The sequence below is a fragment of the Serpens gallinarum genome, assembly GCF_014836765.1.
GTDB lineage: Bacteria > Pseudomonadota > Gammaproteobacteria > Pseudomonadales > Pseudomonadaceae > Serpens > Serpens gallinarum.
In genome coordinates this window covers 28,699-43,723 of sequence record NZ_JACSQG010000001.1, presented here as the reverse complement: position 1 = coordinate 43,723, position 15,025 = coordinate 28,699, and the positions used below count along the sequence as shown (strand labels likewise).

General features: G+C 62.4%; 13 protein-coding genes. 5 read left to right on the top strand and 8 right to left on the bottom strand.

The genetic code is table 11. The features are described 5' to 3' along the window. Position 1 precedes the first annotated feature (1 nt). Together phoR and H9642_RS00175 are read left to right on the top strand one after the other, a co-directional pair. Positions 2–1,324 carry a phosphate regulon sensor histidine kinase PhoR gene (phoR, locus tag H9642_RS00180; protein ID WP_251834398.1) on the top strand — a complete coding sequence of 441 codons (1,323 nt, stop codon included), beginning with the start codon at positions 2–4 and terminating at the stop codon, positions 1,322–1,324. A gap of 68 nt (positions 1,325–1,392) precedes the next feature. Continuing rightward, positions 1,393–2,733, top strand: a complete 1,341-nt coding sequence (locus tag H9642_RS00175) for a hemolysin family protein (protein ID WP_251834397.1) — start codon at positions 1,393–1,395, stop codon at positions 2,731–2,733. A 22-nt stretch (positions 2,734–2,755) separates the two neighbouring features. Here the strand turns inward: H9642_RS00175 and H9642_RS00170 are convergent, their stop codons facing one another. The 8 genes from H9642_RS00170 to H9642_RS00135 all read right to left on the bottom strand — a co-directional run bounded on the left by H9642_RS00170 (position 2,756) and on the right by H9642_RS00135 (position 12,306). After that, positions 2,756–3,007: a hypothetical protein gene (locus H9642_RS00170; protein ID WP_251834396.1), complete on the bottom strand. Its 252-nt coding sequence runs from the start codon at positions 3,005–3,007 to the stop codon at positions 2,756–2,758. Positions 3,008–3,146: 139 nt separating this feature from the next. Continuing rightward, the gene (locus tag H9642_RS00165) at positions 3,147–4,043 is read right to left on the bottom strand and encodes a peptidoglycan DD-metalloendopeptidase family protein (protein ID WP_251834395.1); all 897 of its coding nucleotides are present in this window, start codon (positions 4,041–4,043) and stop codon (positions 3,147–3,149) included. Positions 4,044–4,181: 138 nt separating this feature from the next. Further along, the gene (locus H9642_RS00160) at positions 4,182–5,099 is read right to left on the bottom strand and encodes a response regulator (RefSeq protein WP_251834394.1); all 918 of its coding nucleotides are present in this window, start codon (positions 5,097–5,099) and stop codon (positions 4,182–4,184) included. Positions 5,100–5,424: 325 nt separating this feature from the next. Further along, the gene (gene phoU / locus H9642_RS00155; protein WP_251834393.1) at positions 5,425–6,153 is read right to left on the bottom strand and encodes a phosphate signaling complex protein PhoU; all 729 of its coding nucleotides are present in this window, start codon (positions 6,151–6,153) and stop codon (positions 5,425–5,427) included. 103 nt (positions 6,154–6,256) lie between these two features. Continuing rightward, on the bottom strand, positions 6,257–7,090 hold the full coding sequence (gene pstB, locus H9642_RS00150) for a phosphate ABC transporter ATP-binding protein PstB (RefSeq protein WP_251834392.1): 834 nt from the start codon (positions 7,088–7,090) through the stop codon (positions 6,257–6,259). A gap of 96 nt (positions 7,091–7,186) precedes the next feature. After that, positions 7,187–8,803, bottom strand: a complete 1,617-nt coding sequence (pstA, locus tag H9642_RS00145; RefSeq protein ID WP_251835327.1) for a phosphate ABC transporter permease PstA — start codon at positions 8,801–8,803, stop codon at positions 7,187–7,189. Positions 8,804–8,872: 69 nt separating this feature from the next. Then, complete coding sequence (locus H9642_RS00140; RefSeq protein WP_251834391.1) at positions 8,873–11,155, bottom strand: ABC transporter permease subunit; 2,283 nt, start codon at positions 11,153–11,155, stop codon at positions 8,873–8,875. Positions 11,156–11,337: 182 nt separating this feature from the next. After that, positions 11,338–12,306 (bottom strand): phosphate ABC transporter substrate-binding protein PstS, encoded by a 969-nt coding sequence (locus tag H9642_RS00135; protein ID WP_251834390.1) that lies wholly within the window; start codon positions 12,304–12,306, stop codon positions 11,338–11,340. A 215-nt stretch (positions 12,307–12,521) separates the two neighbouring features. Between H9642_RS00135 and H9642_RS00130 the strand changes: the two genes are divergently transcribed. The 3 genes from H9642_RS00130 to H9642_RS00120 all read left to right on the top strand — a co-directional run bounded on the left by H9642_RS00130 (position 12,522) and on the right by H9642_RS00120 (position 15,006). Next, positions 12,522–12,929, top strand: a complete 408-nt coding sequence (locus H9642_RS00130; RefSeq protein WP_251834389.1) for an acyl-CoA thioesterase — start codon at positions 12,522–12,524, stop codon at positions 12,927–12,929. A gap of 156 nt (positions 12,930–13,085) precedes the next feature. Continuing rightward, complete coding sequence (locus H9642_RS00125; protein WP_251834388.1) at positions 13,086–13,637, top strand: TRAP transporter small permease subunit; 552 nt, start codon at positions 13,086–13,088, stop codon at positions 13,635–13,637. Next, positions 13,630–15,006, top strand: coding sequence for a TRAP transporter large permease (locus tag H9642_RS00120; RefSeq protein WP_251834387.1), 1,377 nt, complete (start codon positions 13,630–13,632; stop codon positions 15,004–15,006). The genes H9642_RS00125 and H9642_RS00120 overlap by 8 nt, the downstream gene beginning before the upstream one ends. Positions 15,007–15,025 lie beyond the last annotated feature (19 nt).

Genomic DNA, 15,025 nt, shown 5'->3' with positions numbered 1-15,025 from the left:
CTTGAATTCCAATTGGCGAAGTGTGCTGTTCCGCCACATGGCCCTGTTGGTGGGCACCAGCCTGCTGCTGGGTCTGTTCACCAAGGCGTGGGGCTGGAGTGTGGCACTGTGCCTGGCCGCCTACCTGGCCTGGCTGCTCACGGGTCTGCTGCGACTGCGCCATTGGCTGGAACATGCCGAACCGGACGATGAAGTGCCCCATGCCAGCGGCTTGTGGGAAGAACTCTACGACCGCATCCACTACCAGAAGCGCCGCAGCCGCCAGGCCCGCGATCGGCTGCAGGCGGTGATCAACCGCGCCCAGAAGTCGACTGCCGCGCTCAAGGATGCGGTGGTCATGCTCGATCGCGACGGTAATCTGGAATGGTGGAATCCCGCCGCACGCACGTTGCTCGGCCTGACCGCACCCCAGGACACCGGCCAGGCGGTGACCAACCTGATCCGTCATCCGCGTTTCAAGGATTATTTCGATCGGCAGAATTTTCACGACCCGCTGGAGCTGCCCTCGCCGATCAACCCGCAGCTGCAACTGCAGTTTTTTATCACCCTGTACGGTCAGAGCGAGCACCTGATGGTGGTGCGAGACGTCACGCGACTGCAGTTGCTGGAGCAGATGCGCAAGGACTTCGTGGCCAACGTCTCCCATGAACTGCGCACACCCCTGACGGTGATTACCGGCTATCTGGAGACGCTGCTGGATAACGTTGACCAGATCAATCCGCGCTGGCTGCGCCCCATGCAGCAAATGCAGCAGCAGGCCGGCCGCATGCAGAACCTGCTCAATGACCTGCTGATGCTGGCCCGCCTGGAAGCCACCGAGTACCCCTCGGACAACCAGCCGGTGGCGGTCGACCTGTTACTGCTGTCGATCCGTGCCGACGCCCAGGCGCTATCGGGCGAGCGCCAGCATCGCATCAGTCTTGAGGCCGATCCGCACCTCAAGCTCAAGGGTAGCGAAAGCGAGTTACGCAGCGCTTTTTCCAACCTGGTGTTCAATGCGGTGAAATACACCCCGGATGAGGGGGAGATCCAGATTCGCTGGTGGGGCAATGAACAGGGTGGCCATCTGTCGGTGCAGGACAGCGGCATCGGCATCGAACCGCGGCATATTTCTCGCCTCACCGAGCGTTTTTACCGGGTCGATGCCAGTCGGGCTTCCGACACCGGCGGCACTGGGCTGGGCCTGGCGATCGTCAAGCATGTGCTCTTGCGTCATCACGGCCGCCTGGATGTGATCAGCACGGTGGGCCAAGGCAGCACCTTCACCTGCCACTTCCCGCACAACCAACTGGTCCAGCGCAACGCGCCAAATTCAAGAGACTGATCTTTATGCCTTGAAAAACCGTGCGCGCAGGCCCATCTTGCGCGCTTCATTGGCCAACTTTCGTATCCATGGACCCTTCCCCTAGTTTTACCGCTGCCTCCTACTTTGCCGACTTCGGCCTCGTCCTGTTCGCCCTGTTTCTCGTCCTGCTCAACGGCTTCTTCGTCGCCGCGGAGTTCGCCATCGTCCGCCTGCGCGCCACCAAGGTCGACGCCATTGCCGAGCAACACGGCTGGCGCGGACATATTCTGCGCACCGTTCACAACCAGATGGACGCCTACCTGTCCGCGTGCCAGCTGGGCATTACCTTGGCGTCGCTGGGATTGGGCTGGGTTGGCGAACCCGCCTTCGCCCATCTCCTCGAACCAATGCTGGAGATGTTCGGCGTCGAATCCGAGGCTTTGCTCCACGGTATTGCCTTCTTTTCCGCCTTCGCGGTGATTTCCTACCTGCACATCGTGGTCGGCGAACTGGCGCCCAAGTCCTGGGCGATTCGCAAACCGGAACTGCTGTCGCTGTGGACCGCCGTGCCGCTGTACCTGTTCTATTGGGCGATGTATCCCGCCATTTACGTGCTCAACGCCAGCGCCAATGCCATCTTGCGTATTGCCGGGCAGGGCGAGCCGGGCGAACACAGCGAGCATCACTACAGCCGCGAAGAACTCAAGCTGATCCTGCACTCCAATCGGGCTCACGACCCCAGCAATCAGGATATTCGCGTACTGGCCTCGGCCGTCGAAATGGGCGAGCTGGAAGTCGCCGACTGGGCCAACTCCCGTGAAGACCTGGTCTATGTCGAGCGCAGCGCCAGCCTCGAAGACGTGTTCCGTGTGTTTCGCCGCCACAAATACAGCCGTTACCCGATTTATGATGAGGATGCTGGCGAGTTCATCGGCGTTCTCCATATCAAGGACCTGCTGCTGCAACTCTCACTGCTGGAAAAGCGTCCCGAGCACATCGACCTCGACGAGCTGATGCACCCGTTGGAGCGCGTTTCACGGCACATGCCGCTGACCACGCTGCTCGAAACCTTCCGCCAGGGCGGGGCACATTTCGCCTTGGTCGAAGAGGCCGACGGCAAGGTGATCGGTTACCTGACCATGGAAGACGTGCTCGAAGCGCTGGTGGGCGATATCCAGGATGAACACCGCAAGACCGAGCGTGGCATTCTGGCGTACCAGCCCGGCAAGCTCCTGGTGCGCGGCGACACGCCGCTATTCAAGATCGAGCGCCTGCTCGATGTCGACCTCGACCATGTCGAGGCGGATACGCTGGCCGGCCTGATCTATGACACGCTCAAGCGCATGCCGGAGGAAGAAGAGGCGCTGGACACCGAAGGCCTGCGCATCATCATCAAGAAGATGAAAGGCCCCAAGGTTGTCCTGGCCAAGGTGCTCAAGCTGGGGTGAGGCCCGATGGATGGGCAGCCGTTTACTCCGGCAGTGCCCGTCCATGATCCAGGTGCTGATCCACCAGCCACTTGCCATGCGCAATGGACGCGCGCTGAGCACTGTCCAGGTCGGCCAGAAAAGCCGATTGCACCGGCAAGGCGATCCGCCGCGTGGTGTGTCCGTCCGGGGCGGTGATATGGCAGCCGCCCGCCCAGGGCGTGGGCAAGTCCGGATGCTCGACCACATCGGCCTTGATGGCATGTTCGCGATACTCGCACTGCAATCGGGTCATGAAAGCGGTCCTCCTGGCGATTGCACCACGCCGCGCGGCCCGTCCGCGGCGGCTGGGTTCTACGGCATGTTGAGTAATTAGTAGTCAATATGAGCGCGCGCCTGCGCAACTCCGTAGCAGCCGACGAAGGGTCGTACCGCTATTCGCCGCCCACCGCAAAATTCGGCAGGCTATTGACCGGCTGGGTAAAGGTGAACGGAATCGATTCCAGCGCCAGCCCGACATTACGCTGCACGACGAAGTGCAGATGAGGGCCGGTGCTGTTGCCGGTATTGCCGGAGCGGGCGATCAGACTGCCGGTTTCCACACGCTGCCCTTCGCGCACTCGCACCGAGCCACGCATCAGGTGCAGATACACGCCCATGGTGCCGTCGTTATGCAGGATGCGCACATAGTTGCCGGAAGGGTTATTGCCGCGCCCGCTCTGCTGATTTTCCAGGCTGACCACCACACCGCCACGGGCGGCCAGAATTGGCGTGCCTTCTGGCATGGCGATGTCCATGGCGTAGCGCCCTTTGGGTGTAAAGTGACTGTAGCGACCGTTGGCGCCCTGGGTCAGCCGGAAGGGGCCGCCCTGCCACGGCAGCGGGTAACGGCTGCTGGTCGGCAGCAGCCGTGGATCGCCCAGGGCATGGCGCAGCTTGGGCGTATAGCTGAGCGGCTTGGCAGGGTCTCGCGGCGCCAGGGTCAGCAGGCGGATCTCGCTGCGTGGCGGCAAGATCCAGCGTACTGGCTCATCCGGAGCGCCCACGGCATTGTCCACCTCACTCAGGCGCAGCTCGATCTCCACCGGCGCGTACAACTCATTGTGCACCACCAGAGTTTCGCCGGCGGCGTGCTTGCGCGTGGTTAGATGAACGCGATTCTCCAGCTCCTCGACCATGCGGTCGCGAAACACGAACACCTGAGCACCGCTGTGGGCCTGGTCGCTGTAGGTGACCACGCCGTTGGCATCGGTGTACTTGTAGATGGTCAAGGCGGTGGTTGGCACGCACAGGGCCAGCAGACCGCCGAGAAGAAGCAAGCGTGCAAGCATGGTGAAGAATATCTGAACCGCACTAGGCTGAACGCGGGAGCCTAGCGAGCCTTGCCAGGCGGTGCGAGTGGTGCGGACTCAAGCTGTGAAGCCGTTCGATTTCCGGCTCCGTCGAGGAGCCGAAGCGTCAGGAAGCTCTCAGGCGCCAGGCACAAAATGCCTGTGCTGAGTACCGCGGGCGATCTGCCGCGACAAGTAATCGAGCTTCTTCGGATCACTGTCGACAAAGCGCAAGACCAACTGCAGCCATTCGCTGTCCGCCCGGGGCTCCGCAGCAGCAATGGCGTGCACATAGCCATTGAGCCGTGCCACTTCGCCCCCTTCGCCCTGTTCGAGGTCCAGCACGGCACTTTCCAGCACCTGCGGAATGAAACTGGCGCTTTTGATCAGCACCGAGGCATCTTTGAGGCTGAGGTCCTTGATCAGGCACGGGAGGATGCCACCGGACAGGCGCAACTGACCACGCCCGCGATTGTTCAGGGACTTGTTCACCGCCGGTTTTGGCGCAGTCGCGCTGACGGCAGGTTTGCCAGCGGCGGAGGCGCCCGGCACGGGCGGGGCATTGAGAAGCGACTTCGCCGCATCGACACGCGCACCGGTCAGGGCGCTGACCGAGTCGCCGGCCATGGCATAGGCGGACTGGCTGTTGGTGCCCGACGCCAATGCTTCAAGACGCCCCGACTGGTGCAGAGCCTTCTTGACCTTGCCAAGCAGCTGTTCGCTGGTGAACGGTTTGCCAATGTAATCGGTCACGCCTGCCTTGACCGCCTGCACGACATTTTCCTTGTCGCCGCGACTGGTGACCATGATGAACGGCGTGGTCTGGTGCGCGTCATCGCTGCGACACCACGCGAGAAGCTCGAGTCCGGACATCTCCGGCATCTCCCAATCGCAGAGGATCAGGTCAATCTCGTTACGGCTGAGGTATTGCTGGGCCTTGCGGCCATTGACGGCCTCTTCGATGCGAATGCCCGGAAAATGCACACGCAAGCCCTTCTTTACCAGATCGCGAATGAATGCCGCGTCATCCACGATCAGTACGCTGACTTTGTTCATCGCACCCTCCCACTCGAGGGGATCAAGCATAGGCGGCAGTAATAGCCTAATGCCACTTCAAATCGTTCCGCTGATTCAGCCAAAACCCGCCCCTTTCGCCCACGGCACAAGGAAAACCGAGGCGTGCGCCGGTTTTCCGTACGTTGACACCTAGCAGTGCCTGTTCTGTTGGGTATCGGCTGGCCCAGGCCTGGCTTTAGCAAGCCATTGAAAACGACAGCAGGGGCCAGACTGCGAGCGCTGCGGATCAAGTTTGGCGAAACGATGGTACCGTTTGGCCGCGAACGTTATGCGCCCACTCGCGGCCATGCAGCGGTTCTGCACGTTATGCCGGCGAACCCTTGTCGCCCTGAACTTCCTCGCGCATGCGCTTGAGGCCCATGTGACGTACATCGGTGCCGCGTACCAGGTAAATCACCAGTTCGGCGATGTTGCGCGCATGGTCGCCGATGCGCTCCAGCGAGCGCAGCGCCCAGATCACATTGAGCACGCGCGAGATCGCCCGCGGGTCTTCCATCATGTAGGTGACCAGCTCGCGCAGGGCGGTCTTGTACTCGCGATCGACGGTCTTGTCATACTGCGCCACTGCCAGGGCCAACTCCGGGTCGAAGCGCGCGAAGGCGTCCAGCGCATCCTGCACCATCTTGCGTACTTGGTCACCGATATGCCGCACCTCGACATAACCACGCGGCGCCGAGCCTTCCTCACACAGTTGAATGGCGCGACGGGCAATCTTCGACGCCTCGTCGCCGATGCGCTCCAGGTCGATTACCGATTTGGAGATGCTGATCACCAGGCGCAGGTCGGAGGCCGCCGGCTGGCGGCGGGCGAGGATGCGCAGGCACGCCTCGTCAATGTCGCGCTCCATCTGGTTGGTCTGCTCGTCGAGCTCACGCACCTGCTGGGCCAGGCCCGAATCAGCCTCGATCAGCGCGGTGACCGCGTCATTGACCTGCTTTTCCACCAGGCCACCCATGGCCAGCAGGTGGCTACGCACCTCTTCCAGCTCGGCGTTGAACTGCTGGGAGATGTGTTGGCTGTGATTGTCTTTCATATCAAAACTCCGAAAAGCCGCTGAAGGCTGAAGGCTGAAGGCTGGACGAGGAAGCCATTCGTTCAGCCTCCAGCCTCCAGCGCTCTTCTCGTCTTGCGTGGTACTAGCCGTAGCGCCCGGTGATGTAGTCCTCGGTCTGCTTCTGCGCCGGGTTGGTGAACAGCGTGTCAGTGTCGCCGTACTCGATCAGTTTGCCCATGTACATGAACGCCGTGTAGTCCGAAACGCGCGCGGCCTGCTGCATGTTGTGGGTGACGATGACGATGGTGTACTTGGACTTCAGCTCGTAGATCAGCTCTTCCACCTTGAGGGTGGAGATCGGATCGAGCGCCGAGCAGGGTTCGTCGAGCAGCAGCACTTCCGGCGACACGGCGATGGTCCGCGCGATCACCAGACGCTGCTGCTGGCCGCCGGACAGGCCCAGGGCCGACTCGTGCAGGCGGTCCTTGACCTCGTCCCACAGCGCCGCGCCCTTGAGCGCCCACTCCACGGCCTCATCAAGGGTGCGCTTCTTGTTGATGCCCTGGATGCGCAGGCCGTAAACCACGTTCTCGTAGATGCTCTTGGGGAACGGGTTGGGCTTCTGAAACACCATGCCGACGCGGCGGCGCAGCTCGGCGACGTCCTCGCCCTTGCGGTAGATGTCGTTGCCGTCGAGGCGAATCTCGCCCTCGACGCGGCAACCGTCCACCAGGTCGTTCATGCGGTTGAAGCAGCGCAGCAGGGTGGACTTGCCGCAGCCGGACGGACCGATGAAGGCGGTCACGCGCTCCTTGGGAATGTTCAGGGCGACATTGTGCAGGGCCTGCTTCTGCCCGTAGAACAGGTTCAGGCCGGGCACTTCCAGCGCCACCTTCTCGTCGGCCAGCGACAGGCTCTGCTTGTTGCGACCCAGGGCGCCGATGTCGATGCCGTGGCTATGGTTTTGTGCTTGCATGGGTGTCTCCGTCATTCGCTGGAGGCCGAAGGCTTGAGGCTGGACGAAAAAGCCCTCACTCGTCCAGCGTTCAGCCTCCAGCGCTTTTATCGGCTGTTAGTGTTCAAGCGCCTTGTACTTTTCGCGCAGGTGGTTGCGGATGTAGACCGCACTCATGTTCAAGGTGGCGATTACCACCACCAGCAGCAACGCGGTGGCATACACCAAGGGGCGTGCGGCTTCGACGTTGGGGCTCTGGAAGCCGACGTCGTAGATGTGGAAGCCCAGGTGCATGATTTTCTGGTCGAGGTGCAGGTAGGGATAGTTGCCATCCAGGGGCAGGCTCGGCGCCAGTTTGACCACGCCCACCAGCATCAGCGGCGCCACTTCACCGGCGGCACGCGCCACGGCAAGGATCAGGCCGGTCATCATCGCCGGGCTGGCCATCGGCAAGACGATCTTCCACAGCGTTTCGGCCTTGGTGGCACCCAGCGCCAGCGAACCCTCGCGCACGGTACGCGGAATGCGCGCCAGGCCTTCTTCGGTGGCAACGATCACCACCGGCAGCGTAAGGATCGCCAGGGTCAGCGAGGCCCACATCAGGCCCGGCGTACCGAAGGTCGGCGCCGGCGCGGCTTCCGGGAAGAACAACCGGTCAATGGAGCCGCCCAGCACATAGACGAAGAAGCCCAGGCCGAACACGCCGTAAACGATGGACGGCACGCCGGCGAGGTTGTTCACCGCAATGCGGATCACCCGGGTCAGCACGCCCTGCTTGGCGTATTCGCGCAGGTACACCGCCGCGATCACGCCGAACGGGGTGACGATTACCGCCATGATCAGCGTCATCAGCACCGTACCGAAGATCGCCGGGAAGATGCCGCCTTCGGTGTTCGCCTCACGCGGCTCGTCGCTGACGAACTCCCACAGCTTGATGAAGTAGAAGCCGAGCTTGTCCCCGAACGACATGGCGTTGGGCTGGAAGGCACGCACCACCTTGCCGAGGCTGATCTCCTGCTCCCGGCCATCGACCGTGCGCACCGTCACGCTGTCACGGTTGAACGCCTGATACAGCTCGACCAGGCGGGTTTCCAGCACCTTGTACTCGGCATCCCACTGCGCCCGCTCGGCATCCAGATCAGCCTGGGCGGCGGCATCCAGCTTGCCTTGCAACTCCAGCTTGCGGCCCTGCAGACGCAAACGCTCCAGTCCATGGTTGATACGGCCGATGTCCTGCTTCTCGAGCGTTACGATGTCCTTGTGCAGCGCATCGACCCGGTCAATGCGCCGCTGCAACTCGCCCCAGGCGGCCTCGCCCTCGGCGACCAGTTGGCCGCTTTCCTTGACGTTGAGCAGATAGCCGTAGAAGTTGCCCCACTCGCGGCGCTCCAGCACCGTCAAGTCGGCAGGCGTGCGCAGGTTGGCCAGCCATTCGCCAACCACCCAGCTGAAGTCGGCGCCATACACCTCACGGTTGCCCACCTTGAGCAGCTCGCGGGTCATGAACTCGCCACCCTCGGCAGTCACCGGCAGGCCGGATGCGGCCAGGCGAGCACGCGGTACTTCTTCCAGCTGCACCACTTCGCCCGCCAATACACGACTGGCCTGGCCAGGCATTTGGTAATCGGCTTCGATCACATCGGCCGGCCAGAAATGTCCCAGCCCGCGGGTGGCAATCACCAGCAACAGCCCCAGGGTCATGACCACCGCGATGGCAACCGCCCCCGCGTTCATCCACACCCAAGGCGTGCCGCTTTTGAACCAGGTTTTCAGATTGTTCTGTTTCACGTCAAAACCTTCCTCTTACAGCGCCGCGTACTTGCCACGCAGGCGCTGGCGGATCAGTTCGGCCAGGGTGTTCATCACGAAGGTGAACATCAGCAGCACCAGGGCAGCCAGGAACAGCACGCGATAGTGGCTGCTGCCGACCTCGGATTCGGGCATTTCCACCGCCACGTTGGCGGCCAGGGTGCGCAGACCCTCGAAGATGTTGGCTTCCATGATCGGCGTATTGCCGGTGGCCATCAGCACGATCATGGTTTCACCCACCGCGCGGCCCATGCCGATCATCAGCGCCGAGAAGATCCCCGGACTGGCGGTCAGGATGACCACGCGGGTCAGCGTCTGCCAGGGCGTGGCGCCCAAGGCCAGCGAGCCGTAGGTGAGGCTCTTGGGTACGCTGAACACGGCGTCCTCGGCGATCGAGTAGATGTTCGGGATCACCGCAAAGCCCATGGCCAGGCCGACCACCAAGGCGTTGCGCTGGTCGAACGGGATGCCCAGGTCATTGCTCAGCCACAGGCGCATGTCGCCGCCGAAGAAGGCATTCTCCAGGTGACCGCTGATGCCCAGGGAGAACGCACCCACGCCCAGCACCACCGGAATCAGCAGCAGTGCTTCCCAGCCGTCCGGCACGCGCAGGCGGATGGACTCCGGCAGGCGGCTCCACAGCCAGGCGGCGCCGATAATGCCCACCGGCATCAGCAACAGCAGACTGAAAATGCCTGGCAGGTGCCCCTCGATATAAGGCGCGAGGAACAAACCGGCGATAAAGCCGAGAATCACCGTGGGCATCGCCTCCATCAGCTCGATCACCGGCTTGACCTTGCGGCGCAGCGTCGGGGCCATGAAGTAGGCGGTGTAGATCGCCGCGCAAATGGCCAGCGGCGCGGCCAGCAGCATGGCGTAGAAGGCTGCCTTGAGGGTACCGAAGGCCAGCGGCGCGAGGCTCAGCTTGGGCTCGAAGTCGGTATTGGCCGAGGTCGACTGCCACACGTACTGGGGTTCGTCGTAGCTCTCGTACCAGACCTTGCCCCACAGCGCGCTCCAGGAAATCTCCGGGTGCGGGTTGTCGATGACCAGGTTTTGCAGGCTGCCCTCGCGCTCCACCAGCAGACGGTTGGCACGGGGCGACAGTGCAGCGTGCGCGGTGCCGTCGGCCGCGGATTGGGTGAGCAGCGTGCGGTGCGCGGTGCTGTGGAAAACACCGACCTGGCCCGCCTGGTCCATGGCCAGGAAGCCTTTGCGGCGCTCCTCGGGCAGGATCTGCGTAATCGGGCTGTCGCCCAGCTGGAAGTTGCGCACGTTCTGCAGGGTGGACTGGCCATCCTCGTCGCGCACCATGAACCACTGGCCGATGCCGCCCTTCGAGTCGCCAATCATCAGCGAGATGCCGCCCAGTAGGGAACGCACCGTGGTGACCTCGCCCGTGCCGCTCAGCAGCTTGTAACGGCCGTTGAACTGCTGGCGACGCAGGTCGAACACGTCCACGCTCGCCTTGCCATTGAAGGCGAACAACCATTGCTGGCGCGGGTCGACGAGCACGGCCTTGATCGGCTCGGCGAGACGCGGCAGCTCGAAGCGATGCTCGTCGCGGGTGACCTCGCCAGTGAACAGGTTTTCCTCACGCTCCAGACGCAGGGCATGCAGTTCATTGCCCGTGGCAGCGGCCAGCAGCAGGCTCGATCCATTCAAGCTGACACTTACCTGCTGCAGCGCACGACCCTGGGGGTCCAGTTGGATCGGCTCCGGGCCGTAGGGGTAAACCAGCTCGGGGGTGATGGTTTTCTGATTGTTGGGGTAACTGAGCGTGTAGGCGTGTTCGATGACCAGCGCCTGGCCATTGCTCAGGCCCAGGACAAAGCGGCTGCTGCCGGGCGTGTCTTCGCCCAGGGAGACAATCTGGCTGTCGGCCGGCAAGGCTACGGCTTCGCTGCGCAAGACGTCGCCGCTAGCCACCGAAAAGAACTGCACCTGTCCGTCTGTACCCAGGCGCAATCCCACCTGGTTCTGCTCTTCGACGGCCAGCAGCAAGGGCGGCGATTGCTCCGCCAGCCAGGCAGGTTGCACGGCCTGTTCGGCCTGCAGGTCGGCGCCTTGGAACATGGGCAGGACGACTTGAGCCAAGTAGAAGAAGATCAAGGTAATGGCGCCCAGCACAGCCAGGCCGCCAATGGTGACGTACCAGCGGGCCAGACGGTCCTTGAGAGCGCGTATGCGCCGCTTGCGCTTGAGGGCAGGAGTGTTGAAATCCAGCCCCGGCGAGTGGGAAGGAGCAGTCATGGGTTCATTCGCCAATTCATTCATGCCAGGAATTCCGCGACCGCTACCAAACGCAGCGGGCTGTCGTAAATTTTAAGGCGCCACTTTATGCCGATCGTGTGACAGAAAAGTTACAGCGCACTAACACGACAATGCCCGTCATCGCCGAGGGCGTGACGGGCATTGGGGGGAGTCGCGAAGCCCGCGCCAGGCGCGGGCTTGCTGACTTACAGACCCAGTTCTTTCAGCGTCTTGTCGACCACGTTCTTGGGCAGCGGGATGTAACCGTCCTTGACGACCACTTCCTGACCCTGCTTGGACAGCACCAGCTTGATGAACTCGGCATCCAGCGGGCTGAGCGACTTGTTAGGCGCCTTGTTCACGTAGACGTAGAAGAAGCGCGCCAGCGGGAACTTGCCGGCCAGGGCGTTGGCTTCCGAGGCTTCGAAAGCTTCACCGCCTTTCTTGGACAGCGGCACGGCACGGACGCTGGAGGTCTTGTAGCCGATGCCCGAATAACCGATGGCGTTCAGGGTACTGGAAATCGATTGCACCACCGAGGCCGAACCCGGCTGCTCGTTGACGTTGGCCTTGAAGTCACCCTTGCACAGCGCTTCTTCCTTGAAGTAGCCGTAGGTGCCGGACACCGAGTTGCGACCGAACAGCTGAATCGGCTTGTTCGCCCACTCACCGGTCAGGCCCAGCTGGCCCCAGGTGGTGATGTTCTTGTCGCCGCCGCACAGACGAGTGTTGGAGAAGATCGCGTCGACCTGGGCGATGTCCAGGCTCTTGATCGGGTTGTCCTTGTGCACGAACACCGCCAGGGCGTCGATGGCCACCGGAACCGCGGTCGGCTTGTAGCCGTACTTCTGCTCGAAGGCCTGGATCTCGTTGTCCTTCATCGGGCGGCTCATCGGCCCCATGTTGGCGGTGCCTTCGGTCAGCGCCGGCGGTGCGGTGGAGGAACCGGCCGCCTGGATCTGGATATTGACGTTCGGGTAGCTGCGCTTGAACTCTTCAGCCCATAGGGTCATCAGGTTGGCCAGCGAGTCGGAACCCACGCTGGACAGGTTGCCGGAAACACCTGAAGTTTTGGTATAGCTGCTCAGCGCCGGATCAACGGCTGCCATGGCTCCAACAGAAGTGACACCCGCGGCGACAAAGGTCATGGCCGCCATCAATCGCTTCAATTTCATTCCTTGCTCCTGAACTCTTGGTATGGGGATGCTTCGGGGGCCAAGTATCTGCAGGCCGTGTGACCAGTCTATGAACGGAATATGACAGTTGGATGACGTCGACGGTCGTGGTCGCCCGACCTTCAGGCTGCCGGTATACTGCGGCGCGGTGCTTTTTAATCCAGACGCGCCTCCCACAACAACGATAACGACGACGCCCGATGAGCCTTTACCCCATGACTGAAGATCAAGAACTGGAACTGGACGATCCGATCCCCCAAGGCGACCTGGCCATGCAATTCACCGCGTTGCCACGTGAGACCAACGGCTTCGGCGATATCTACGGTGGCTGGCTGGTCGCACAGATGGACCTGGCGGGTACCTCCATGGCCAGTAAGATCGCCGGCGGCCGGGTAGCCACGGTGTCCATCGAACGCATGGCGTTCATGGTGCCGGTGTCTGTCGGCGCACAGCTGTCCTTCTATACGCAAACCCAGCACATCGGTCGCAGTTCGGTGCGCCTGCTGGTCGAGGTGTGGAGCGACGATCCGCTGTCCAGCGAGTGGCGCAAAGTCACCGAGGCGGTGTTCGTGTTCGTCGCCATCGATGGCAGTGGACGCACCCGACCGGTTCCCAAGCGCTAGGCCATTGGCGCCTCGCGCAACGCACGGGTACAGAGCGTTTGCTTGCCGCTCGTGCGGTGCGACGACTTATTTTTCAAGGCCGGTGAAGTTGCCGGCGTTTGGCCATGGGCCTAGAATCGCCGCCCTTCCTGCTTTCTCTTCCCTTAAGGACTCCCCATGTCCGCGAAAACTCCTCCCCTGCTCGCGCTTGCGCGGGCAATCGATGCGCTGAACGCGGCGCTGGGCCGAATCTGCGCCTGGATTCCTGTGTTTCTGGTATTCGGCACCACCGTCGTGGTCGTGCTGCGTTACGGTTTTGGCACAGGCGCCATCGCTCTGCAGGAAGCAGTGATGTACGGCCATGCCCTGGTGTTCATGGGCGCTGCCGCCTGGGCTTTGCAACGTGGCGCGCATGTGCGGGTGGATATTCTCTACCAACGCTTTTCCACCCGCACCCAGACCATCATGAACATGCTTGGCACTGTGATTCTGCTGATGCCAATGTGCGGCTTCCTGGCCTGGCTGAGCTGGGGCTATGTCAGCGCGTCCTGGGCCACGTTTGAAGGCTCGTCCGAAGCCGGCGGTCTGCCGCTCGTGTACCTGCAAAAAACCATCATTCTGATTTTGGTGTTCAGCCTGTTGCTGCAAGCCATCTCCGACCTGATCAAGGGCGCCTACCGACTGGCCGGCCGCCTCGCCTACGAAGACGCCGAGGTGCAACGTGGCTGAAGCAATGTCGCTCCTGTTGTTCGCCGGGATCTGTATTTTCCTGATGTCGGGCTACCCGGTGGCCTTCGTGCTGGGTGGAGTCTCCCTGCTGTTCGCCGGGATCGGCATCCTGACCGGCACCTTCGATGGCAGCTACCTGTCCGCGCTGCCCAACCGCATCTACGGCATCATGAACAACCAGACCATGCTGGCCGTGCCGCTGTTTGTATTCATGGGCGTGATGCTGGAGAAATCACGCATCGCCGATGACCTGCTGGAGTCCATGACCCGGCTGTTCGGCGCCAAACCCGGCGGCCTGGCGATCTCCGTGTGCCTGGTCGGCGCGCTGCTCGCCGCGTCTACCGGCATCGTCGGCGCCACCGTGGTAACCCTGGGCTTGCTGGCGTTGCCAACCATGCTGCGCCGCGGCTACGACCCAGCCATTTCCACCGGCACCCTGGCCGCCACCGGTACCCTCGGGCAGATCATCCCGCCGTCCATCGTGCTGGTTTTGCTGGGTGACGTGATGTCCAGCGCCTATCAGCAAGCACAGTTGAAGATGGGCATCTTCTCGCCGAAGACCGTTTCGGTCGGCGACCTGTTCATGGGCGCGCTGATTCCCGGCCTGCTGCTGATCGGCCTGTACATCCTTTACTTGGTGGTGATGGCCCTTCTCAAGCCGGCGAAGCTGCCCGCGCTGCCCAAGGAAGAACTGGGCGAGGTGCACTGGGGCAAACTCCTCGGCGCGCTGCTGCCGCCTTTGTTGCTGATTTTCCTGGTGCTCGGCTCGATCCTGCTCGGCTTTGCCACCCCGACCGAGGCGGCGGCCATCGGCGCCGTGGGCGCCACCGTACTGGCGCTGAGCAAAGGCAAGCTCAACTTCGCCCAGCTGCGTGACGTCTCACAAAGCACCACCTCGATTTCCGCCATGGTGTTCCTGATCCTGATCGGCGCCTCACTGTTCTCCCTGGTGTTCCGCGGCTTCGGCGGTGAAGCGGTGATCGAGGACGTGCTGCACAGCCTGCCGGGCGGTGTGATGGGCGCCTTCTTTATGGTCATGCTGGTGATCTTCATCCTCGGCTTCATCCTCGATTACATCGAGATCTGCTTCGTGGTGGTGCCCATCATCGGGCCGATCCTGCTGGCCATGGGGCTGGATCCGGTCTGGCTGGGCGTGATGATCGCCATCAACTTGCAGACCTCGTTCCTCACGCCGCCGTTCGGCTTCTCGCTGTTCTACCTGCGCAGCGTGACCCCCGCCTCGGTGCCGACCATGACCATGTACAAAGGCGTGCTGCCCTTCATCGCCATTCAGTTGTCGATGCTGGTGATCTGTTACTGCTGGCCGCAAATCGTCACCTGGCTGCCGGACACCGTGTACGGCCCGTGACCCGGAGCATTCGCTTCAA